This is a genomic window from Sphingobium sp. (genome assembly GCF_032153725.1).
In the GTDB taxonomy this organism is placed as follows: Bacteria; Pseudomonadota; Alphaproteobacteria; order Sphingomonadales; family Sphingomonadaceae; genus Sphingobium.
The window spans coordinates 94,762-117,423 of record NZ_JALDYQ010000001.1; the positions used below are offsets into that span (position 1 = coordinate 94,762).

Here is a 22,662-nt window from a genome sequence, read left to right on the forward strand (position 1 = left end):
TCAAGCGGGACGGTCGGGAGATGGGTTCCCGCTTCCGCGGGAATGACGGTAAAATAAGAAGTTAAGCAGCCTTGACGGTGGCGTAGGCCCAGTCGAGCCACGGACCCAGCGCTTCGATATCGGCCGCCTCGACGGTCGCGCCGCACCAGATGCGCAGGCCCGCCGGGGCATCACGATAGCCCGCGACGTCATAGGCGGCGCCTTCCTTCTCCAGCAGAGCCGCAAAGCTCTTGATGAAAGCTTCGTCCGCACCATCGACGGTCAGGCAGACGCTGGTGGTCGATCGGGTCGCCTCATCAGCGGCGAGATGACCGAGCCATTCGCGCTCCTCGACGATCCTGTTCAGCGCCGCCGCATTGGCGTTGCTGCGCGCGATCAGGCCGGAAAGGCCGCCCAGCGACTTGCCCCATTCCAGCGCGAAGATCGCGTCTTCGACCGCCAGCATGGACGGGGTGTTGATCGTCTCGCCCTTGAACACGCCCTCAGCCAGCTTGCCCTTCGCCATCAGGCGGAAAACCTTGGGCAACGGCCATGCGGGGGTGTGGGTTTCCAGACGCTCGACCGCGCGCGGGCCAAGGATCAGCACGCCATGGCCGCCCTCACCGCCCAGCACCTTCTGCCAGGAGAAGGTGGCGACGTCGATCTTGGTCCAGTCGATATCGTAAGCGAAGACCGCGCTGGTGGCGTCGGCGAAGGTCAGCCCCTCGCGATCGGCCGGAATCCAGTCGGCATTGGGCACGCGCACGCCCGAAGTGGTGCCGTTCCAGGTGAACAGCACATCGTTCGAGAAATCGACGGTGCCGAGGTCCGGCAGCTGGCCATAATCGGCCCGGATGATCGTCGGATCGAGCTTCAGCTGCTTGGCGGCGTCCGTCACCCAGCCTTCACCGAAGCTCTCCCAAGCGAGCGTCGTGACGGGGCGGGCACCCAGCATGGTCCACATCGCCATTTCGAAGGCGCCGGTGTCGGAACCGGGGACGATGCCGATGCGGTGGGTTTCGGGCAGGTTCAGCAGCTCGCGCATCAGGTCGATGCAATAAGCGAGGCGGGTCTTGCCGATCTTGGCACGGTGCGAGCGGCCGAGGGATTCAGCGCTCAGCTTGTCGGCGCTCCAGCCCGGAGGCTTGGCGCAGGGACCGGAAGAGAAATAGGGGCGAGCCGGCAGGGTTGCGGGCTTGGCGGCAGGCGCAATAGTGGCGTCTGCGGCGATCATATCAGTCATGTACGCTTCTCCTTACAGAGAGCACGCGCGGCGTTGGGACCGCGTGGCCCGGCCGCCGAACTAAAGTCTCCGGCGGGAGAGTCAAGCCGAATATCTGGACACGACGAATGGAGGTTGCCGTTAACCCTTGGGTCAGCCGGACGTGGTAAATACTGTCCTCATGTTTGAGCGGGCAAGGGGGAAAGCGATCCTTCGCGGCATGGGCTTTGCGGCCCTGACGGCGGCCATGTTGGCGCTGACGGGCTGCGGCGGCGATCTGGTGCCGCGTGGGCGGGTGGAGCGGCCTTCGAAGCCGGCAAGGACCGCGCGTCCCGTTGCGCCGCCGCCGATGGAGGTGCGCCAGTGCATGGCGAAACTGACGTCGCAATCCGTTCTCTTCACCCCCCTGCCCGACCAGAATTTCGGCGGCGGATGCAGCGCTTATGGCAGTGTCAAGCTGCTCGATATCGGCGTGCCCGCGACCAATCTGGGCGCCATGACCTGCGGCCTCGCCGCCAATTTCGCGGCCTGGGCACGCTATGGCGTACAGCCCGCCGCGCGGCTGATCCTGGGCGCGGAGATCGAGAAGATCGAGACATTCGGTACCTATAGTTGCCGTCCCATCGCGGGCAGCGGGAAGCTGTCCGAACATGCGCACAGCAATGCGATCGACGTGTCCGCCTTCGTGCTGAGCGACGGGCGGCGGATTTCGATCGAAAGGGACTGGAACGGCGACAAGCGGACGCGCCAGTTTCTGGAGATCGTGCATGCCAGCGCCTGCAAGCGATTCCGCACCGTGCTCAGCCCCGACTATAACGCGGCGCATCACGACCATTTTCATTTTGATATGGGCGGCAAAGGGGGATTCTGCCGATAAGCGCCTTGGCTTTGCCGCCCTGGCATCCTACCTTGCTGGAAATGACCAGAAAAGAAATCGAAGAACGCAAATTCCGTCCCGCCCGGCAGGAAGCCGCCGATGCCCGCAAGGGGGTGGAGACACCGCAAACGAGCAGCACCGCCTATCGCCTGGCCTTTCAGGACACCGAATTCCTGTTGCGCGAGGATTTGAGGCCAGTGCGGTTCCAGTTGGAATTGCTGAAACCGCAATTGCTGATGGATGAGGCGAAGATCGAATCGACCTTCGTATTTTACGGCTCCGCGCGAATTCCCGAACCGGAACAGGCGCAGGCGCGGATCGACGCCGCAACGACGCCGGAACAGAAACGCATCGCCGAAAATCTGGGCAAAAAAGCCCGCTACTATGAAGAAGCGCGCAAGCTGGCCCGGATCGCGGCGCAATATCCGGTGAATGAGGTCGGATGCCGTCACTTCGTCGTCTGCTCGGGCGGCGGGCCTTCGATCATGGAGGCGGCCAATCGCGGCGCGGCGGACGTGGGCGCCTCCACCATCGGCATGAACATCGTGCTGCCGCATGAGCAGGCGCCCAACCGCTTCGTCACGCCGGAGCTGAGCTTCCAGTTCCACTATTTCGCCCTGCGCAAGATGCACTTCCTGCTGCGGGCACGAGCCTTGGCGGTGTTTCCCGGTGGCTTCGGCACGTTCGATGAGATGTTCGAGCTGCTGACGCTGATCCAGACCGGCAAGATGAAGCCGATTCCCGTGCTGCTGTTCGGCAAGGATTTCTGGACGCGAGTGGTGGATTTCGAGGCGCTGGCGGACGAAGGGGTGATCTCGCCGTCGGACCTCAACCTGCTGACCTGGGTGGAGACGGCCGAGGACGCGTGGGATGCGGTGCAGACCTTCTATCAGGACAGCGCAGCGCCCGGCTGCGGGTAACGCCGCCCTTGCCCTTGCCTTCGGGGAGGACTAGGGCGCGGCCATGCGCGCTGATCTCGCCCATGTCGATACCTGGATCTTCGATCTGGACAATACGCTCTACCCGGCGAAGGCGGACCTGTTTGCCCTGATCGACGTGAAGATGGGGGAATTCATCCAGGGCCTGCTCGGCTGCGATCCGGCCATCGCGAAGCAGACGCAGAAACGCTATTTTCTGGAGCACGGCACGACGCTGTCCGGCCTGATGCACCATCATGGGATCGAGCCGCATGCCTTCCTCGACTATGTCCACGACATTTCGATGGACCGGCTGGAGGTAGACCAGGCGCTCAATGCCCATATCGCCGCGCTGCCGGGGCGGCGGCTGATCTTCACCAATGGCGACGGCGCTTATGCCACGCGGGTTCTGGACAGACTGGGCCTTACCGGCGCGTTCGAGCTGATCCACGACATCCACGCCTGCCAATATATTCCGAAGCCCGATCCGTCGGGCTATGCGGAGCTGTGCCGCGTCCACCATGTCGATCCGGTTCGCGCCGCCTTTTTCGAGGACATGGCGCGCAATCTGCGCCCGGCCAAGGCGATCGGCATGACCACCATCTGGGTCAATAACGGCTCGGAAGCGGGCAATCACGAACATCATCCCGATTTCATCGATTTCGAAACCGACCATCTGACGCCGTTTCTGGCGGATATCTTTGGGGAACAGCCATGAGCAACGAACTGATCGCGACCATCGACGCCGCCTGGGATGACCGGGCCAATGTCAATCTCCAGACCCAGGGCGAAGTCCGTCAGGCCGTCGACAAGGCGCTGGCGTTGCTGGACAAGGGCGAACTGCGCGTCGCCGAGCCGACCGCTGGCGGCTGGCAGGTCAACCAGTGGGCGAAGAAGGCTGTGCTGCTGTCCTTCCGCCTGAACGACAACGCCATGATCGACAATGGCCCGGGCGCGGGTCATTGGTGGGACAAGGTGCCCTCCAAGTTCGCCGGTTGGGACGAGACCGCTTTCCGCGCTGCCGGTTTTCGCGCGGTGCCGGGCAGCTTCGCCCGTGCAGGCGCGCATATCGCCAAGAATGTCATACTGATGCCGAGCTTCGTCAACATCGGCGCCTTCGTCGATGAGGGCACGATGGTCGACACCTGGGTGACGGTGGGCAGCTGCGCCCAGATCGGCAAGAACGTGCACCTGTCGGGCGGCGTCGGCATCGGCGGCGTGCTGGAGCCGTTGCAGGCCGATCCGGTGATCATCGAGGATGACTGCTTCATCGGCGCCCGTTCGGAAGTCGTGGAAGGCGTGCGCATCGGCAAGGGATCGGTGTTGTCGATGGGCGTGTTCATCGGCATGTCGACCAAGATTGTCGACCGCACCACCGGCGAAGTGTTCATCGGTGAAGTGCCGCCCTATTCTGTGGTCGTTCCCGGCTCGCTGCCCGGCAAGCCGCTGCCCGACGGCACGCCGGGACCGAGCCTCTATTGCGCGGTGATCGTGAAGCGGGTGGACGCGCAGACGCGGTCCAAGACCGGGATCAACGAACTGCTGCGGGATTAAGCGCCTGCGGAAAAAGAGCTGCGTGCTCCTGCGCAGGCAGGAGCACGTTGTTGTTCTCTGACTGGATAGCGGCGGCTAGAAGCCCTACATAACCCCCATGCCGCCATCGACGCCTGACAATTCGCCCCTTCCGCCCGTCTGGGCGACGATGCGGCGCTTTTTCCCCTATCTCTGGCCTGCCGATGCCCCTGCCCTGCGGCGGCGGGTCGTTATCGCCATGGCCCTGGTGCTGGTCGCCAAGGTCGTCAGCCTCGCCATGCCCTTCGCCTATAAGGGCGCGATCGACCGGATGGCGCCGGGCATGGAGTCCGGCGCCAGCCTCGCCGTCGCGCTGGTCGTTGCCTATGCGGGCGCGCGCTTCGGCAGCGTACTGTTCGACAATCTGCGCAACGCCATTTTCGAGCGGGTTGGACAGGAAGCCGGGCGGCGGCTGGCCGACGATGTGTTCGTGCATCTGCATCGGCTTTCGCTGCGCTTCCATCTCGACCGGCGCACGGGCGCCGTCACCAAGATCGTTGAACGCGGCACGAAGAGCATCGACACGATGCTCTATTTCCTGCTTTTCAACATCGCGCCGACGGTGCTGGAACTGGCGGCGGTCTGCGTCATCTTCTTCGTGAAATTCGGCCCCGGGCTGGTCGCGGCGACGCTGGTGATGGTGGGGCTCTATATCTGGTTCACCCGGACCATCACCGAATGGCGCAACCAGCTCCGCCGCGACATGGTGGACATGGACACCAATGCCGTCGCCCATGCCGTCGACAGCCTGCTGAATTTCGAGACGGTCAAATATTTCGGCGCCGAGGAGCGCGAGGCGGCGCGCTATGCCAAGGCGATGCGGCGCTATGCCGATGCGGCGGTGAAGTCGGAGAACAGTCTCGCCTGGCTGAATATCGGCCAGTCGCTGATCACCAACCTGATGATGGCGGGAGCCATGGGCTATACCGTCTGGGGGTGGAGCCAAGGGCAGTTCTCGACCGGCGACGTGGTGCTGGTGAACACGCTGCTGAGCCAGCTTTTCCGGCCGCTCGACCTGCTCGGCATGGTCTATCGCACGATCCGGCAGGGGCTGATCGATATGGAGGCGATGTACAAGCTGATCGATACGGAAGCGGAGATTGCCGACGCGCCGGGCGCGCCGATGCTGCATGTCGAGGCAGGCGAGGTGCGCTTCGACCATGTCCATTTCGGCTATGATCCCGAGCGCGAGATATTGCATGGCGTGAGTTTCACCGTGCCGGCGGGCAAGACGCTGGCGATTGTCGGGCCTTCGGGCGCGGGCAAGTCGACCATCGCGCGGCTGCTGTTCCGATTCTACGACATTCAGGGCGGGCGCATCCTGATCGACGGGCAGGACATCGCGCAGGTCACGCAGGAGTCGCTGCGTTCGGCCATCGGGATCGTGCCGCAGGACATGGTGCTGTTCAACGACACGGTCGGCTATAATATCGGCTATGGCCGGGCGGGCGCGACGCAGGCCGAGATCGAGGAGGCAGCCCGGGCAGCCTCCATCCACGACTTCATCCTGGGGCTGCCGCAGGGCTATGCCTCGCGGGTCGGAGAGCGGGGCCTCAAGCTCTCCGGCGGGGAGAAGCAGCGGGTGGCGATTGCCCGGACACTGCTGAAGGACCCGCCGGTTCTGGTGCTGGACGAGGCCACCAGCGCGCTCGACAGCCGGACCGAGACGGAGATACAGGACGTGCTGCGCAACATTTCGCGCAAGCGGACCACCCTGATCGTCGCGCATCGGCTGTCCACCGTGGTCGATGCCGATGAGATCATCGTGCTGGAACAGGGCCGCATCGTCGAGCGCGGGCGGCATGGCGATCTGGTCCGGGCCGATGGGCTTTATGCCGCCATGTGGACGCGGCAGGCGACCGAGCGGGACGATATGGCGGTCGAGCCGGGAACCGGACCAAGGATCGACGACATGTTCGAGGTGGTGGACCTGTCCGTCACCCGATAGGATCCGGGTGACATAGGTGACACGACAGAGATGTGCGGGAAAGCGCGGTTTTGCCGGATGTTCCTACAGTTCAAAGAGCCGGGGCGGGCATAGCTTATCTGGGCGGCTGTAGGACAGGAGAAAATAGGCTCAACCCGGACGGGGCACGGTTGGCGCGTCGGAAAGGCCGCACGGTTGATTTTTCCGGCTTTCCCCCTTATCCTCCCCTTCGCGGACCGGGCCCCTCTGGCGCGCTGATCTCCATGCAGCGCGTGATGTCGGACCGCATCGGACATTCCGGTGCGACTGACGGCCTGGCGCAAACCATCCCCTTCTTCGCGGCGGATTCTCCGATCAACCTTTGTTGTTGAAAGAGGAGCTATCCCATGGAATTTCTCTTTATGGACTGGCTGGGGACACCGGCCTGGTTCTGGCTTGCCTTTTTCGCCATCGTGGTGGCGCTGACGGCGTTCGACCTGGGTTTCCTGCACAAGGAGAATAAGGAAATCGGCATCAGGGAGAGCCTGAAGCTCTCCCTCTTCTACATTAGCATCGCGATGCTTTTCGGCGGCTGGGTCTGGTTCGTGCGCGGGCCGGAACCGGGGATGCAATATTTCACCGGCTTCTTCATCGAGAAGGCGCTGTCGATCGACAACGTCTTCGTCATCAGCCTGATCTTCTCCTATTTCGCGATTCCAGCGAAATATCAGTATCGCGCGCTGCTGTGGGGCATCATCGGGGTGATCGTGCTGCGCGGGTTGATGATCGCGGGCGGGGCGATGCTGCTGCATCAGGCCTATTGGGTGCTGTACCTGTTCGCCGCCTTCCTGATTTTCACCGGGATCAAGATGATGGTCGCGGGCGACACGCCGATGGATGTAGGCAATCATCCAGCGATCCGCTTTATTTCGAAGCATATGCGGGTGACGCCGCAACTGCATGGCGAACATTTCTTCGCGCGCATGGAGGACCCGAAGAAGGGGAAAATGGTGCTGGCGGCGACGCCCCTGCTGCTAGCGCTGGTGGTGATCAACTTCGCCGATCTGGTCTTCGCGGTGGACAGCGTGCCTGCGATCTTCGCGATCACGACCGATACCTTCATCGTCTATACGTCGAATGTGATGGCGATATTAGGGCTTCGGGCGCTGTATTTCGCGCTGGCGGCGATGGTGCATCGCTTCCATTACCTCAAATATGCGCTGGCGGCGATTCTGGTGTTCATCGGCACCAAGATCTTCGTCGCGGACTTTTTGCTGGATGGAGGCAAGTTCCCGCCGGTGCTGAGTCTGGGCGTCACCTTTGCCCTGATCGGCGCGGGGGTGGGCTGGTCGCTGTGGAAGACGAGGCAGGAGGAGCGGCGGCTGGCTTAGAGTCATTAGATTTCCGAGCCGCCAGATGATGCCATCTGGCTCGCAATCACCCTAATCGAGAAAGGGCGCCGCGACTTCCGGGGGAACCCGGAGGATGCGGCCCGTTTCCCGGTCGATGATCGCCCAGGTGGATTTGGCCGCGACCTTCACCTTGCCGTCGGGGCCGGTGAATTCCATGTGCCGGTCGAAGCGGGCGCCGCGTGGCCCCTGCGGTATCCAGGTGCGGGCGGTGACGGTTTCGCCCTCTTGCACATTGCCGCGATAGTCGATCTCATGGCGGGTCACGACCCAGACATAGGCGTCGACATGCGCCGGGTCCGCGTCACGGGTCCAGTGGTCGGTGGCGACCTGCTCCATCCACCGGACCCAGACGGCGTTGTTCACATGGCCGAGGACATCGATATGCTCGGGGCCGGCGGTGAACGCGCAAGTGTAGGTGGAGGGCATCAGTCGGCCACGCCCAGCTGCCAGAGGATGAAGGCAAACTCCTCCGCCGTTTCGTGGAGGCTTTCGAAGCGGCCCGACTTGCCGCCATGGCCTGCGCCCATGTTGGTTTTCAGGATCAGGATGTTGCTGTCGGTCTTGGTATCGCGCAGTTTGGCCACCCATTTGGCCGGTTCCCAATAGGTGACGCGGGGGTCGTTGAGGCCCGCCGTGACCATTAGCGGTGGATAGGCCTGCGCGCTGACATTGCTGTAGGGGTCGTAGGACCGGATCGTTTCGAACGCCGTCCTGTCCTCGATCGGGTTGCCCCATTCCGGCCATTCGCCCGGCGTCAGCGGCAGCGTTTCGTCCAGCATGGTGTTGAGGACATCGACGAAGGGCACATGCGCCACCACCGCGCCCCACAGGTCGGGATCGCTATTGATGACCGCGCCCATCAGCTCGCCGCCCGCCGAGCCGCCGGAGATGCCGATCCTGCCCTTTGCCGTGTAGCCCCGCTCGATCAGGCCCCTGGCCACATCCACGAAGTCGGTGAAGCTGTTGGCGCGCTTGTCGAGCTTGCCGTCGAGATACCATTGCTGGCCGAGATCGTCGCCGCCCCGGATATGGGCGAGCGCGAAGGCGAAGCCGCGATCCAGCAGCGACAGGCGGCTGGTGGAGAAGCCCGGCTCCATCGCGATGCCGTAAGCGCCATAGCCATAAAGGCTGAGGGGGGCGCTGCCGTCGCGGGGAAGGTCCCTGGGATAGACGATGGACACCGGGATTTGCGTGCCGTCGCGGGCGGGCACCATCAGCCGCTCCGTGGCGTAGCGGGTGGCGTCATAACCGGAGGGGATTTCCTGGACTTTCAGGACTTCGAGTTCGCCCGTCGCCAGATGATAGTCGTAGATGGTATCGGGCGTGACCATCGATTCATAGCCGATACGCAGCTTGGTCACGTCATATTCCGGATTGTCGTCGAGCGACGCGGAATAGCTGGCTTCCGGGAAGGGGATGCGTTTGGGCTCATGGGTCGCGTAGTCGCGCAGCTCGATCTGGTCGAGGCCGTCCTGCCGCCCTTCGGTGACGTAGAAGCCTTTGAACAGGGTGAAGTCGGTAAGGTAGAAATGCGGGTCCGAGGCGATCACCTCATCCCATTGATCCGGCTGTTCCAGCGTCGCCTTCACCAGCCGGAAATTGGGGTGGGTATCATTGGTGCGGATGTAGAGCGTGCCCTCATGCTCATCGACCTCATATTCCCGGCCGGGCCGGCGGGCCGCGACCAGCAGCGGTTCCGCCGTGGGATTGTCCGCGGGGAGCAGCCAGGCTTCGGTCGTCACATGGTCGCCGGTGGCGATGACGATCCATTTTTCCGAGGAGGTGAGGCCGACCGAGACGCGGAAGCCTTCATCATCCTCATGGAAGAGTTCGATGTCGGATTCGACGGGCTGACCCAGCCAGTGGAGCCGCGCGTTGTCGGTCCGCCACTGGTCATTGGCGATGCCATAAAGCAGCCCCTTGCTGTTGCTGGTCCAGACCAGCGAGGACAGGGTGTCGGGGATGATTTCGGGCAGGATTTCGCCGGTGGCGAGGTCCTTGATCCGCGCCTCGAACCGTTCCGAGCCATTATTGTCGATCGCATAAGCGAGATAGCGGCCATCCGGGCTGACCGACATGGCGCCGAGGCGGAAATAGTCATGGCCTTCCGCAAGGGCAGGTTCGTCGAGGATGAGCTGATCCTCGCCGCCGGCGACAGGCTTGCGGTACCATTTGCGATATTGGGCGCCGACCTCAAAGGCGCGCCAGTAGATATAGTCGCCGTCCTTCTGCGGGACGGAACTGTCATCTTCCTTGATGCGGCCCTTCATTTCCTCGAACAGCGCGTCGGTGAGCGCCTTGTGCGGCTGCATCGCGGCTTCGAAAAAGGCGTTCTCCTCCTTCAGATAGGACAGCACGTCCTTGTCCTTCACCTCCGGATAGCCGGGGTCGCGCAGCCAGGCATAGGGGTCTTCCACCGTGATGCCGTGATGGGTGAAGCTGTGCGCGCGGAGTTCGGCTTTGGGAGGCCCACTAAGAGACAAGGGGTTCGAAGCGGTCATTCAGGGTCCTGATGCTGGCGTAAGTGCCTTGGTCTGCTTATGTTGGACGCATGGCGCCCTATGCAAGAGGGCCGTTTGATCCAAGGGAACCGCAATGTCCACTTATGAAGACCGCCTGAAGGCCTTGCGCGCGCAACTGGCGCGGGACCGGCTGGATGGTTTCGTCGTGCCGCTGACCGATGAGCATATGAGCGAATATGTCGGCGCCTATGCCCAGCGGCTGGCGTGGCTGACGGGGTTTCAGGGGTCGGCGGGGAGCGCGGTCGTGCTGCCGGAGGAAGCCGCGATCTTCGTGGATGGGCGCTATACGTTGCAGGTGCGCGAACAGGTGGATGGGGCGCATTGGCAATATGAGAGCGTGCCGCAGACCTCCGTGGCGGCGTGGCTGGGCGATCATGCGCCGGTGGACGGGCGGATCGGTTACGATCCCTGGCTGCACACCCGCGCCTGGGTGAAGGCGGCGAGCGAGGCGCTGGCCGAGCGTGGAGCGGAGCTGGTGGCGGTCGACACCAATCCGGTCGATGCGGTGTGGCCGGATCGTCCGGCGCCCAGCGACGCCAAGCTGGTGGTGCATGAGGACCGCTATGCCGGGCAGCCGGCGGCGGAGAAGCGGCAGGCCATGGCCGACTGGCTGACGGCGAAGCATGCCGATGCGGCGGTGCTGTCGGCGCTGGATTCGCTGGCCTGGACGTTCAACATCCGGGGCAAGGATGTGGAGCGGACGCCGGTGGCGCTCGCCTATGCGATCGTTCATGCCGATGCGACGGCGGACCTTTATGTCGCGCCGGAGAAGATCGATGAGGCGGTGGTGAAGCATCTGGGCAATGCCGTGCAGGTGCATGACAGGAGCCGGTTCGCCCAGGCGCTGACGCAATTTGCGGGGAAGACCGTGGCGGCCGATCCGGAACGGGCGGTGGCGGCGATTTTCGAGGCGCTGGACGCGGGCGGGGCGACGGTGCTTTCCCTGCGCGATCCGGCGGTGCTGCCCAAGGCGGTGAAGAACCCGGTCGAGATTGCCGGGCACAAGGCGGCGCAGGCGCGCGATGGGGCGGCGCTCAGCCGGTTCCTGCACTGGATCGCGGTCGAGGCGGCAGGAGGCGGCGTCGATGAACTCAGCGCGGCGGCAAGGCTGGAGGCGTTCCGCAAGGAGACGGGACTGTTGGAGGACCTGTCCTTCGACACCATTTCCGGCGCTGGGCCGAATGGCGCGGTCGTGCATTACCGGGCGGAGGAAAAGACCAATCGCCCCATCGAGCCGGGCAGCCTCTATCTGGTCGATTCGGGCGGGCAATATCGCGACGGCACCACCGACGTGACGCGCACCATCGCCATCGGCACGCCGACCGAAGAGATGAAGCGCCGCTTCACGCTGGTGCTGAAGGGCCATATCGCGCTCGGCCGGGCGCAGTTCCCGAAGGGCACGCGCGGCGGGCAGCTGGACGTGCTGGCGCGGCAGTTCCTCTGGGCCGAAGGGCTGGATTATGCCCATGGCACCGGCCATGGCGTCGGCAGTTTCCTGTCGGTGCATGAGGGGCCGCAGCGGATCGCGACCTTTGGCGGCGGGGATGAGGCGTTGCAGCCGGGCATGATCCTTTCCAACGAGCCGGGCTATTATAAAACCGGCGAATATGGCATCCGGATCGAGAATCTGGTGCTGGTGGAGGCGCGCGACGTGCCGGGCGCCGAGCGCGAGATGCTGGGGTTCGAGACGCTGACCTTCGCGCCGATCGACCGTCATGCGATCGCGGTGGAGTTGCTGACGAGGGAGGAGCGCGCGTGGCTGGACGCCTATCACGCCAAGGTGCTGGAGGTTGTCGGGCCGCAGCTTGAGGGCGCGGCGCTCGACTGGCTGGAAGCGGCCTGCGCGCCTCTCTGAGTGGACTACCCCCTGGCGTCCTCCGGATGCGGGGGGGTTTCCGTGTCCCGCGATTCGCGCGCCTGCGCTTTCCGGCGGCGCAAATTGTTGCGCAGCGCCTGCGCCAGCCGCTCTTTTCGTTCGTCCTGACCATCTGTCATGAGCGTGCTTTAAGCAATTTGCATATTGTGCCGCAAGCCGCCTTGACATGGGGCGAGGAGGCGGCCATAGGCCCGGCTCCGCTGGCGCGATAAGCCAGATGGAGCTGAAATAGTGCTGCCGTAGCTCAGTGGTAGAGCGCATCCTTGGTAAGGCTGAGGTCGTGAGTTCAATCCTCACCGGCAGCACCATTTTTCTTCGCAAGCAGCGGAAATTCCCAAACCTTTGATGATTTTTTGGAAGGCCCGCCTTCGTTCAGGGCGCGGAGAGAAGCGCATGGCTCCCCTCATACCGCTTTGACCAGCCGCAACCAGCTTGATTTCAGTAGCTTGGCAAGCCTCAGCTCCTGAAGCTGAAGCCGATCCACAGGGTGCGCGGCGTGCCGAGATCGATGGAGCCGCCGGCATTGCGGGTGACGACCTGCTCATCGAAGAGATTTTCGCCGCGCGCGATCAGGGTGACGCCATGGCCGAGCGGCAGGCGGGCCACCGCATCGACCGTCAGCGCGTCCGGCAGAATGTCGGTCTGGAGGTCGTCCTCATATTGTTTCGCCACATAGCGCAGCGTGGCCGAGAGCGCAGGGCCCTGTTTCGGTTCCCAGGCGAGCGTTGCGCTGGCGGCATGGCGGGGGCTTTGCGCGGGGGCGAAGCCGTCAAGGGCCATGCCCGGCGCATGGACCGTGCCGTGGCTATAGGCATAGGAGGCCGAGAGCAGGAAGGCCCCTGCCCGGCCCGTTGCCGTCAGCTCGATCCCTTTGGCGGTGATATGGTCGAGATTCTGCCTTTCACGCACGATGATCGTTCGACCGGATACGACCGACGAACTCAAGGTGATGTTGCCGATGGCGTCATCGAGACGATTGTAGAACGCCGTGGCAGAGATGCTCAGGCCCGCAGCAGGCGTCAGGTCGAAACCAGCTTCGACCCCCTTGAGCTTTTCCATGCCCAGATCGGGGTTCGCCTGGGTGGTGACCATAGAGGTGGCCGATGACACCACGAAGGGCCGGTACAGCTCATTCAAGGTCGGCAGGCGGAAGCCGGTATAGCCCGCGCCGCGCAGCGCGAACGCATCACTGATCCGATACAAAGCCCCTGCCCGGCCCGAAAACCGCCAGCCGGAGCGGTCAGCAAAGCGGTTCGCGATGACGGCGCCGGTGGTGGCGCTCACCTGCCGGTAGAAACCGTTGCCGATCGACCAGCGATCCGCCCGCGCGCCGCCGGTCAGCACCAGCTTGCCAAGGGTCCAGTCGTCTTCCGCAAAGAAGCCGGTGGTGATCTGCTCGCCCCCGGCATGGCGGCGGAAGGTTACCGGATTGGCGGCCTTGTTGGCGTCATACGCATCCTCGAACATGTCGCCCGTGGCAAAGCGGGTGTCGGCGCCAAGGCGCAGCACATGGGCCGCGCCGACCGGCGGACGCAGCTCGATCTTGCCGCCAATGCCGGTGGACGGCGTGTTGCGCTGGTCGAGCGACTTGCGGAAGCTGCTGGACGAGATCACGATGTTGGAAAAGTTGCGCGCCTGGATATAGGCCAGCGCATCGACCTGCCACCTGCCCCGCGACACATAACGGATGCTGGCGTCCTGCCCTTCGCTCATGCTGTCCGCGCCTTTGAAGCGCAAGGTCCGCTCGTCATGAAAGACGGTGCCGCGGAACTGGATTTCCGACGTGGCCGACAACGGCGCGACGGCGCGCAAACCGGTCGACCAGCCATCATAGGCGGCGGGCGCGGTGGTAGCGACGCGCTGGTTCGCAGGCGTGGTCTGGAAACCATCGCCCCGATCCCAGCGGCCCGAGAGCGAGACATAGCCGCCGCCAAGGTCCGGCGTGATGCTGGCGGAGAGTTCGCTCGCGTCCCGGCTGCCGTAGAAAGCGCTGGCGCCGAAGGTCGGAAGCTGGTCGCGCGTGGCGCTGGCGAGTTCGATGGTCCCGGCCACCGCGCCCGCGCCAAAGGCCCCCACCCCGCCGCCGCGCGTCACCCGCACGGCCGAGAGGCGATCGGGCACCAGCGCGCTGAAGGGGATATAGCCGAAAAAGGGATCGGCCATCGGCACGCCGTCGAGCAGCACCAGCGTGCGGCTGGACGCATTGCCGCCGAGCGCGCGCAGCGTCGCCCCCTGCGCGGAAGGGTTGGCCGATCGGCTGTCAGAGCGGCGGAACTGCTGAAAGCCCGCCACATCGCCCAAAATGCCCTCGATCCGCCCTGACGCACCGTTCATCAGCCGCGCGCGCCCGATCTCCACCGACCCGTAGGCCGGCGTCCCGGGCGAAAGCGAAAGTCCCTCGCCCGTCACCACGATACGCGCGATATCGGGATTTTCCTGCGCCTGGGCCACGCCCGGCAAAGCGCACAGTATCAACGTCAGCGGCAGAAGTTTCATGACAGGCGCCCCTTTTTTTCAGTTTGGCGCGACTAGAAACCTGCCCCGAGCGCTGTCAAGCCAGAGCGCTCCCCTTTCCTGCATGCAGCAGCTTGTCCAGCGTCAGCGGATAATCCCTCAAACGAATGCCGGTCGCGTTGTAGACCGCATTGGCGACCGCCGCGCCCGCGCCGCATATGCCGAGTTCGCCTACGCCCTTGGCCTTCATCGGCGAGCTTTTGTCGTCCAGTTCCTCGATGAACAGCACATCCTGTTCGGGAATGTCGGCGTGCACCGGCACCAGATATTCGGCCATGTCGTGGTTGACGAAAAAGCCGAAGCGGTTGTCGACGCTCAGTTCCTCCATCAATGCCGCGCCGGCCCCCATGGTCATGGCGCCGATCACCTGACTGCGCGCCGATTTGGGGTTGAGGATGCGCCCGGCGGCAAACGCCCCGCCCATGCGGCGGATGCGGACTTCGGCAGTGTCGATATCGACGCCGACCTCGCAGAAATGCGCGCCGAAAGTCGCCTGCGCATAGCGTTTGTCGAGGTCGCCATAGTCCATGCTGTCCTCCGCCCACAGACCCTCGCTTCCGGCAAGCGCGGCCAGCGGCTGCGACTGGTTGCCGAACCGCACCAGCCCCTCCTCGAACAGGGCCTGATCTGCCGGGAAACCCGCTTTTTCCGCCAGCTTCGCGCGCAGGGCCATGGCGGCGGCATAGACCCCCGCTGTGGCGCTGTTGGCGCCCCACTGCCCGCCGGAGCCGGCCGATACCGGAAAGCGGCTGTCGCCCAGCCGCACGGTCACGGCCTCCAGCTGCACGCCCAGCATTTCCGCCGCCGTTTGGCCGATGATGGTATAGCTGCCGGTGCCGATATCGGTCATGTCGGTTTCGACGACGACCTGGCCCGTGGCATCGATGCCGATGCGCGCGCCCGACTTGGCCACCAGATTGTTGCGGAAGGCCGAGGCGACGCCCATGCCGATCAGCCAGCGGCCGTCGCGCACCTGCCCCGGCTTCGGGTTGCGGCGGGCCCATCCGAAACGATCCGCGCCCTGCCTGAGGCATTCGATGAATTTGCGGCTGGAAAAGGGGCGCTGCGGACCGGCTTCGGGATCATATTGCACATCGTTGCGGATGCGCAGTTCGACCGGATCGACGCCGCAGGCTTCGGCCAGTTCATCCATGGCGACTTCCAGCGCAAGCAGCCCGACCGCCTCGCCCGGTGCGCGCATGGCATTGCCTTCGGGCAGGTCGAGCGTCGCAAGACGGTGCGTCGTCAGCCGGTTGGCGCCGCGATAGAGCAGACGGGTCTGCTGCGCCGCCGTCTCCGCGCCGCCGCCGGGCAGGTCGCCGGACAAGACATCATGGGCGATGGCGTCGATCACGCCATGGCTGTCAGCGCCAATCCGGATGCGCTGGATGGTGGCGGGCCGGTGCGTGGTGTTGTTGGGGATTTGCGGCCGGGCGATGGCGACCTTGACCGGGCGGCCGACCAGGCGCGCGCCCAGCGCCGCCAGCAACGCATCGGCGCGCAGGAACAGCTTCGCGCCGAAACCGCCGCCGATATAGGACGAGACGAGGCGGACATTCTCCCGCGGGATTTTCAGCGTCCTGGCCATTTCGCCCACGCCCCACGCCACCATCTGATTGGCGGTCCACAGGGTGAGCCTGTCGCCATTCCAGGCGGCGGTGGTCGCATGCGGCTCCAGCATGGCGTGGCTGTGGTCGGGGGTGGTGTAGCTCTGGTCGATCTTCACCGCTGCCCCGGCAAAGGCGGCGTCGAAATCGCCCGCCCTGCTATCCGCCGGACCGCCGAAGCCGCCCTGGGGCGGGACCGCCCCGTCACGTTCCGCCACCAGATCGAAGCGGCCCTTTTCCGGCGTATAGTCGATGCGGACGAGCTGGGCGGCGTGGCGGGCATTTTCCAGCGTGTCCGCGACGACGAGCGCCACGGCCTGCTCATAATGCTCGATCTGAGGCCCGCCGAGCAGATGGGCGGTGTTCATATTGCCCTTGTCCAGCGGCCCGGCATTCTCATGGGTGACGATGCCAAGGACGCCGGGCGCGGCTTCGGCATCGCGCAGGTCCATGGCCTTGATCCGCCCTCTGGCGATGGCCGATCCGACGATCCAGCCATAGGCGGCATTGGGCGCGACATCATGGCGCTCATAGGCATAGGGCGCGGTGCCGGTGACCTTGGCCGCGCCATCGATCCGGTCATGGGGAATGCCGACGACGCGGCCGCGATCGATCGGGTTGGCGGTGGCGGGCGTGTCGAACTTCATGGCTCAGGCCCCTTTCTGACGATAGAGCGAGGCGAGGGTGCGGGCGGTCAATTGCTGCTTGAACGCATTATGCGCGGTGGGGCGGGCGCCGCTGAGCGCGGCCTCGGCCACCGCTGCGGCCCCGGAAGCGGCGGCGGCATCGGCGGCGGGGATGCGCCAGGGCCTGGTTGCGATGCCACCGAAAGCGAAGCGCGCCTGGCCGTCCCTGCCGAACACCGCCGCGACCGACACCAGCGCGAAGGCATAGGAGGCGCGGTCGCGGACCTTGCGATAGACATGGGTGCCGCCGATCGGCCGAGGCAAGGTGACGGAGGTGATCAGTTCGCCGGGGTTCAGCGCATTTTCCACATGGGGCGTGTCGCCGGGCAGCAGATGGAAGTCCGCGATCGGGATCGCGCGGCGGCTGCCGTCAGCGCTCACCGTGTCGACGCTGGCGTCGAGCAGGCGCAGCGCCACCGCCATGTCGGACGGGTGCTGGGCAATGCAGGCCTCGCTGGTGCCAAGGATGGCAAGGCTGCGGCTGATGCCCTTGAGCGCGCCGCAGCCGCTGCCGGGCTTGCGCTTGTTGCAGGGCATGCGGGTGTCGTAGAAATAAGGGCAGCGGGTCCGCTGGAGCAGGTTGCCGCCAGTCGTCGCCTTGTTGCGCAGCTGGCCCGAGGCGCCCGCGAGCAGGGCACGGCTCAGCACCGCATAGTCGCGACGGACCGCCTTGTCGGCGGCGAGATCGGTATTGCGGACCATGGCGCCGATCTTGAGCCCGCCTTCCGGAGTCGGCTCGATCCGGTCGAGGCCGAGATGATTGACATCGATCAAATGGGTCGGCGTTTCGATCTGGAGTTTCATCAGGTCGAGCAAATTGGTGCCGCCCGCGATGAAGCGCGCGCCCGGGGTGTCCGCGGCCGCCTTTGCCGCTTCCTGGACGCTGCCGGCGCGGCTGTAGGTGAAGGGCCTCATGCCTTTTGCTCCGCCGGCGCGTGCCCGGAAACATCCCGAATCGCCGCTATGATATTGGGATAGGCAGCGCAGCGGCAGATATTGCCGCTCATCCGCTCGCGCACTTCCCGGTCGGAAAAGGCGACCCGGTCGAGATCGTCAGTGGCATGGCTGGGGATGCCGGCCTCGATCTCCTCCAGCACCGCCACCGCCGAACATATCTGGCCCGGCGTGCAATAGCCGCATTGATAGCCGTCATGGGAGATGAAGGCGCGTTGCATCGGGTGGAGCCTTTCCGGCGTGCCCAACCCCTCGATAGTGGTGATATGATCGCCCTCATGCATGACCGCGAGGGAGAGGCAGCTGTTGATCCGCCGCCCCTCGACGATCACCGTGCAGGCGCCGCACTGGCCATGATCGCAACCCTTTTTCGTGCCGGTGAGGTGCAGATGCTCCCGCAGCGCATCTAGCAGGGTCGTACGCGGATCGAGTTGAAGATGCGCTTCGCGGCCATTCACGGTCAATCCTACCGGCGTCATCGACGCTCCTTCCTTGTGTCTGACGGGAAGCGCCTGCGCCGCCCCCAAAGCGGGGATCGCGGCAGCGGCAGTGCTGCCCTGGAGCAGGCTGCGGCGCGTCAACGATTTGGCGGTCATGGCTGCATTCCTCCTGATACCATGCGATACGAAATGGGGAGGGATTATATCCGCCAGTTCGCCGGAGACTGATCGGAAAAACAGTAGCAGATCGCAATGCGGCGCCAAGATCGGAATATGGTGTTCCGCTCCATGGCACATGCGGCTTCCCGGAGAAAAAATGCCTTTCTGTGAAATTCCCCCCTTGCCGAGGGGGAAAGCCGCTGCTAGTTGCCCCCCACCCGCCGAGAGGGAGACTTCCTCCGGCCGCCAGAGCGGGCGTAGCTCAGGGGTAGAGCACAACCTTGCCAAGGTTGGGGTCGAGGGTTCGAATCCCTTCGCCCGCTCCAGTATTTTCAAGGGTTTACGGACCTTTGAATGGATGAAGCCAATTCATCCCCCACCATATCCCCACTCGACAGCTTTGAAATCCCCACCTGTTGCCTCATCGGCGGGTTCTTTTTGACGCTCGGGCGAGATGTCCCGCTATGTTCGCTTCGTGAACCGATGAGGGGGTGCCCCGGGGGGGAGGGGTAAAATCGTCCATCCCCTTCAGACTTAGAAATCCACCTCTCATGCGACATAAAAATTTTGAAAAATTTGGCCACTGGCGTTGTGGGGGGCCTCTTGGGCTGTCAGGGCGCATCTAAAGGCAGATGGCATTTCTTGTACTTCTTGCCGCTACCACAATGGCAAGGATCATTGCGTCCAAGCTTAGGGGCGCGCTCTAACGATAGGCCGATCCCAAACCGTTCTCCCTGGCGCTCAAATTCTTCATCTCGCGCCCAAGGGAACTCTACTTTCTTCCCGGTTCGTATGCGCCCGTCGTTTGGAGAGAGGCTCAGTCCATACCAAGCGGATGATCGTGTCCTATATTTGCGGAGCCACATGTGCCCCTCTAGCCGTCGCTCTGCCTCCGCGTGAGGTAGGTGATTGCTGTGCAATGTTAAGCCGGTTCCGGCGAAGCCAATCGAAAAATCGGACTGGCCCTTGATGGCGGCTTGCGAAAGAAGGCGATCTAATCCGTCGGCAAGCTCCTTCATCGCGGTTCCGCTCAGTTGATACAGGAGCAGCACCAGATCGATCATTGCCCCCATGGGGCTTGCTTCGATTTCAGCGATCACGCGGTCCAGAACGCGGTCATCGATTGCCGTCAGGATGCCCTTGGGTGTCCGTGCGCCCGGAAGCCCTAACCGGCGTGCGCCCATCGCAATCTCGGTGTCAGCTACGAAATCATCTTCCAGAGCAATGAAATCGTACTGCCCGCCTGCCCAGAGATTATATTTCAGATGATAGGAGAGAAGCGTCATTTCATGGCTAGCGTGGAGCTTTGGGCCATGGATTGCTCTTAGTTCAAGATAGCTGAGGAACCGCAACGGGCGATCTAAAAATTCAGCCATGACATCGAGCGTAAAAACGTCGATCACAAGCGGGTTGATCACACCCGTAGGCTCTTGGCGAACTAAGAACTGGTCGGTTTGAAATGCCAAGGCTGGATAGTGATCAGACACAAGGCAGATAGGAGAAATTTGCTTTAGCGGGGCGACCAACTTCAGTGGCGCGCCGTTGTGCGTCAACTGCACGGTAGGATCAAAAAGTGCAGCAGCACATTCGATTGCCTGATCATAGGCATCTTGAACAGCGCCCTTGAAATCTTCTTTCAATTTCAGTTCATTGCCGCGACGGGCTTCCAGCGTAAGGCGCTTTGATTTGGCTTGAAGAACGATTGCACGATCGCCGAAAAGGACGAGGACATCGATCTCTCCTAAGCGTTCCCCCTTCTTTCTTTCGAGGTTGACGCCCTGATAGACCCTTGCTCCAAAGACAGAGGTTAGTCGGCGCAGCGCGAACGCTTCGGTGAACTCTCCCCGGTGTTTGAAAGCGGTGTCCTTGTACCCCTTATCCGCGATGAGCCAATATAGGGGGGACTCGTAAACCGCCTCAGCAAGCGCGTTGAAGTGGAACAGAAGATATTTTTCCTCTCCCACAGCTAGAATGGGTGATCCATTCATCGCATTATAGTCATTCAACGCATTAAAAGAGGCGTTCCGCGAACCTGAGTCCAGCATGAAGGCATGTATGCACGCTTTGATTTTATCAGCAGGTAGATCGATAGCTGCTTGAATATCTTCAACTGAGAAAACGAAGGCTGGCAAAAATTGATCACCGACCGGGTTTAGCTCGCTGGCACGCCGAGCCACCGTAGCTTTCGCATACTGCACCTCTCCGATTGCCATGGCGACCGCGATCATTTCATCTATCGTCGCACCTTTGTGGTTCACCAGCCACGGATCATCTGCAGCGTATTTCTCGGCCGCAAAAGCACAATTTTGAAAGGAGAAGGCTGCCTCGCCGCCATAGAAAATTGGTTCGCGCATGGCGTCGCCAGTCCCCCACCAAGCAAGGAAAGTGTCCAAGGCTGGCGGGTTGTCGGTTGGAACCCTAAGAGGCTTCCCTAAACTTTGATGCAACTCCTCAAGGAGTTCCTCCGCCCGCGCTGCTACGGAAATAGCGTTCTCGGGTGGCGGGGCCGCATAATCTGGTTCGGCCTGTACCATTAGGCCAATCAGCGTGAATATCTCGGTCCTGATCAAACGGGAGCGCGAGTAGAGATGCTGCATATCCTCGGCGGTGATTTCATCATGATACCATGTGAAATTATCGCGGAGGCAAAAGTAGGCGATGACGTGGGCGAAGCCCGGTCTCGCTGTCAACGTGCGTAGGTCGTCAAAGATTTCCTGTTCGGGCCGAGGCTGCTGCATCTTCAATGTTGCCTGATAGGGCGGCGCTTTTGCCGAGAAGCGAATTGACGCTCCGCAAGGCGTCCGACCCGTTGACGCTCTCGCGCTTCGTCTCGTTCAAGCTTGGCTGCGGCGCGTTCAAAGGCTCGGCAAGTCTCATCCCGTAGAGAAATTGTGGCTCTCATCATCGCCAAGTCGTCCAGTTCCCAAGGCTCTGATCGAAGCAGCCCCATCATCCGCACAATGCAATATGCTGCATTTGCTCCCGGCATCTCTAATCCCGCGTTGGTCGCCCCGGCGAACTGCATTTCATAGAGAAGCCCTACACGAGTAGTGAGGCCGCTCGGCCCGGCGTGAATGCCATGGCTCGATAGCTTGTAGTAGATATGCATGTCGGCCCGGTCGGCGGCGGCTTGCAAATCCCTAAAGTTAGGCTTCGCGCAGCCAAAAAAGCCTGCCGCCCATCCATAGCTCTCGCGGAAGGGCTGGCCATATTTTCGGAGCGCAACGGCATATTCCTTTTTGATCGCATCATAGTCAGCTTGCCCAATGCGCCTTTCGCCTAAGGCGGGAGCGCAGCGCTGAAATTCGTCGGCTGACTTTTTTCGTTCGACTATCTCGTGGGCGAGGTATCGGTCGGCTAGCTCGTCGCCGCCGTCAGCTATCAAGGTTGCGACGGTCGAGATTTCATAGAGGGTCCGCCAGCGCGACATAGCTGCGTCGGCAAAGCCGTTTTCTAGCAGACAGACTATCTCAGCGGTGACTTGGCAGGCGCGCATATGGAGCCGCGACAAAGCCTCGTTCCGCAATGAGCCGCGTTTGATTTTGGATTTTGCGATCCGAGCATCAAACTCCTCGCATTGCTCACGAGCCATCTGCAACAAGATGCCTAGGCCGTCTAAACCCTCGCTCCAGCGCTGACGCAAACGCTGTCTGAAGCCTACAAGCTCATCTTCGACTTTTAATCGATGGTCTTGCCACGTCCTTTTGCATTCATCCGCGACAGACTTGCCTATGGACTCGGCAGAATTTTGAATCAGATCAGGCAGGTTCGCGGTAAAGCGCTCGGACAGTTCTTCTAGCTTTGCAAAATCCTCGTCGCCAAATTCGAGTGTCACATCGGGGCCGTCATCGGGCCATTCAAAATGCTCTTCGCCGTTCAGAATATGGTTCGTGATCTTCTCAACCAGCGCAGCGTCACTCCTACCCACTTTCTCCAATTTTTCCTCAACGAGCTGCGTCAAGATAGCACGCGGCAAGCGCTCAATCTGATCATCGAGAAGTTTTTGGAATGTGCCCATA

General features: G+C 62.9%; 17 protein-coding genes and 2 tRNA genes. 9 read left to right on the plus strand and 10 right to left on the minus strand.

Translation table 11 applies throughout. From position 1 onward, the window contains the following. Positions 1 to 61: 61 nt before the first annotated feature. Positions 62 to 1,222: a phosphoserine transaminase gene (locus tag RUH75_RS00535; protein WP_313801096.1), complete on the minus strand. Its 1,161-nt coding sequence runs from the start codon at positions 1,220 to 1,222 to the stop codon at positions 62 to 64. A gap of 160 nt (positions 1,223 to 1,382) precedes the next feature. Between RUH75_RS00535 and RUH75_RS00540 the strand changes: the two genes are divergently transcribed. The 6 genes from RUH75_RS00540 to RUH75_RS00565 all read left to right on the plus strand — a co-directional run bounded on the left by RUH75_RS00540 (position 1,383) and on the right by RUH75_RS00565 (position 7,864). Next, the gene (locus tag RUH75_RS00540; RefSeq protein WP_313801286.1) at positions 1,383 to 2,078 is read left to right on the plus strand and encodes an extensin family protein; all 696 of its coding nucleotides are present in this window, start codon (positions 1,383 to 1,385) and stop codon (positions 2,076 to 2,078) included. 41 nt (positions 2,079 to 2,119) lie between these two features. Continuing rightward, positions 2,120 to 2,998, plus strand: coding sequence for a TIGR00730 family Rossman fold protein (locus RUH75_RS00545; protein ID WP_313801098.1), 879 nt, complete (start codon positions 2,120 to 2,122; stop codon positions 2,996 to 2,998). Positions 2,999 to 3,041: 43 nt separating this feature from the next. Further along, positions 3,042 to 3,713 (plus strand): pyrimidine 5'-nucleotidase, encoded by a 672-nt coding sequence (locus tag RUH75_RS00550; RefSeq protein ID WP_313801100.1) that lies wholly within the window; start codon positions 3,042 to 3,044, stop codon positions 3,711 to 3,713. Beyond that, the gene (gene dapD, locus RUH75_RS00555) at positions 3,710 to 4,549 is read left to right on the plus strand and encodes a 2,3,4,5-tetrahydropyridine-2,6-dicarboxylate N-succinyltransferase (protein WP_313801102.1); all 840 of its coding nucleotides are present in this window, start codon (positions 3,710 to 3,712) and stop codon (positions 4,547 to 4,549) included. The genes RUH75_RS00550 and dapD overlap by 4 nt, the downstream gene beginning before the upstream one ends. A 97-nt stretch (positions 4,550 to 4,646) precedes the next feature. Next, a complete protein-coding gene (locus tag RUH75_RS00560; RefSeq protein ID WP_313801103.1) occupies positions 4,647 to 6,515 on the plus strand; it encodes an ABC transporter ATP-binding protein/permease in 1,869 nt (622 codons plus the stop codon). 365 nt (positions 6,516 to 6,880) lie between these two features. After that, the gene (locus RUH75_RS00565; RefSeq protein WP_313801104.1) at positions 6,881 to 7,864 is read left to right on the plus strand and encodes a TerC family protein; all 984 of its coding nucleotides are present in this window, start codon (positions 6,881 to 6,883) and stop codon (positions 7,862 to 7,864) included. Positions 7,865 to 7,915: 51 nt separating this feature from the next. On the opposite strand, the gene RUH75_RS00570 is transcribed toward RUH75_RS00565, so the two are convergent. Continuing rightward, a complete protein-coding gene (locus RUH75_RS00570) occupies positions 7,916 to 8,311 on the minus strand; it encodes an acyl-CoA thioesterase (protein WP_313801106.1) in 396 nt (131 codons plus the stop codon). Continuing rightward, positions 8,311 to 10,386, minus strand: coding sequence for a S9 family peptidase (locus RUH75_RS00575; RefSeq protein ID WP_313801107.1), 2,076 nt, complete (start codon positions 10,384 to 10,386; stop codon positions 8,311 to 8,313). The genes RUH75_RS00570 and RUH75_RS00575 overlap by 1 nt, the downstream gene beginning before the upstream one ends. 94 nt (positions 10,387 to 10,480) lie before the next feature. Here RUH75_RS00575 and RUH75_RS00580 point away from each other — a divergent pair, with 94 nt between their 5' ends. Continuing rightward, the gene (locus tag RUH75_RS00580; protein WP_313801108.1) at positions 10,481 to 12,262 is read left to right on the plus strand and encodes an aminopeptidase P family protein; all 1,782 of its coding nucleotides are present in this window, start codon (positions 10,481 to 10,483) and stop codon (positions 12,260 to 12,262) included. 5 nt (positions 12,263 to 12,267) lie between these two features. On the opposite strand, the gene RUH75_RS00585 is transcribed toward RUH75_RS00580, so the two are convergent. Then, complete coding sequence (locus tag RUH75_RS00585) at positions 12,268 to 12,402, minus strand: hypothetical protein (RefSeq protein ID WP_313801110.1); 135 nt, start codon at positions 12,400 to 12,402, stop codon at positions 12,268 to 12,270. Positions 12,403 to 12,516: 114 nt separating this feature from the next. On the opposite strand from RUH75_RS00585, the gene RUH75_RS00590 reads away from it, so the two are divergent. After that, a tRNA-Thr gene (locus RUH75_RS00590) sits at positions 12,517 to 12,591 on the plus strand. A 148-nt stretch (positions 12,592 to 12,739) separates the two neighbouring features. Here the strand turns inward: RUH75_RS00590 and RUH75_RS00595 are convergent. The 4 genes from RUH75_RS00595 to paoA are packed head-to-tail and all read right to left on the minus strand — an operon-like array spanning position 12,740 to position 18,640. Continuing rightward, positions 12,740 to 14,779, minus strand: coding sequence for a TonB-dependent receptor (locus tag RUH75_RS00595; protein WP_313801112.1), 2,040 nt, complete (start codon positions 14,777 to 14,779; stop codon positions 12,740 to 12,742). Between the two features lie 55 nt (positions 14,780 to 14,834). Then, positions 14,835 to 17,051: an aldehyde oxidoreductase molybdenum-binding subunit PaoC gene (gene paoC, locus RUH75_RS00600; protein WP_313801114.1), complete on the minus strand. Its 2,217-nt coding sequence runs from the start codon at positions 17,049 to 17,051 to the stop codon at positions 14,835 to 14,837. A gap of 3 nt (positions 17,052 to 17,054) precedes the next feature. Beyond that, the gene (locus RUH75_RS00605) at positions 17,055 to 18,005 is read right to left on the minus strand and encodes a xanthine dehydrogenase family protein subunit M (protein WP_313801116.1); all 951 of its coding nucleotides are present in this window, start codon (positions 18,003 to 18,005) and stop codon (positions 17,055 to 17,057) included. Next, the gene (gene paoA / locus RUH75_RS00610; protein WP_313801118.1) at positions 18,002 to 18,640 is read right to left on the minus strand and encodes an aldehyde dehydrogenase iron-sulfur subunit PaoA; all 639 of its coding nucleotides are present in this window, start codon (positions 18,638 to 18,640) and stop codon (positions 18,002 to 18,004) included. Before paoA ends, RUH75_RS00605 begins: the two co-directional genes overlap by 4 nt. A gap of 254 nt (positions 18,641 to 18,894) precedes the next feature. Between paoA and RUH75_RS00615 the strand changes: the two genes are divergently transcribed. Further along, positions 18,895 to 18,969 (plus strand) — tRNA-Gly (locus tag RUH75_RS00615). A 285-nt stretch (positions 18,970 to 19,254) separates the two neighbouring features. Here the strand turns inward: RUH75_RS00615 and RUH75_RS00620 are convergent. Together RUH75_RS00620 and RUH75_RS00625 are read right to left on the minus strand one after the other, a co-directional pair. Next, on the minus strand, positions 19,255 to 21,381 hold the full coding sequence (locus RUH75_RS00620; RefSeq protein ID WP_313801288.1) for an SEC-C metal-binding domain-containing protein: 2,127 nt from the start codon (positions 21,379 to 21,381) through the stop codon (positions 19,255 to 19,257). 2 nt (positions 21,382 to 21,383) lie between these two features. Continuing rightward, positions 21,384 to 22,661, minus strand: coding sequence for a DUF5677 domain-containing protein (locus tag RUH75_RS00625; RefSeq protein ID WP_313801120.1), 1,278 nt, complete (start codon positions 22,659 to 22,661; stop codon positions 21,384 to 21,386). Between the last annotated feature and the right edge of the window lies 1 nt (position 22,662).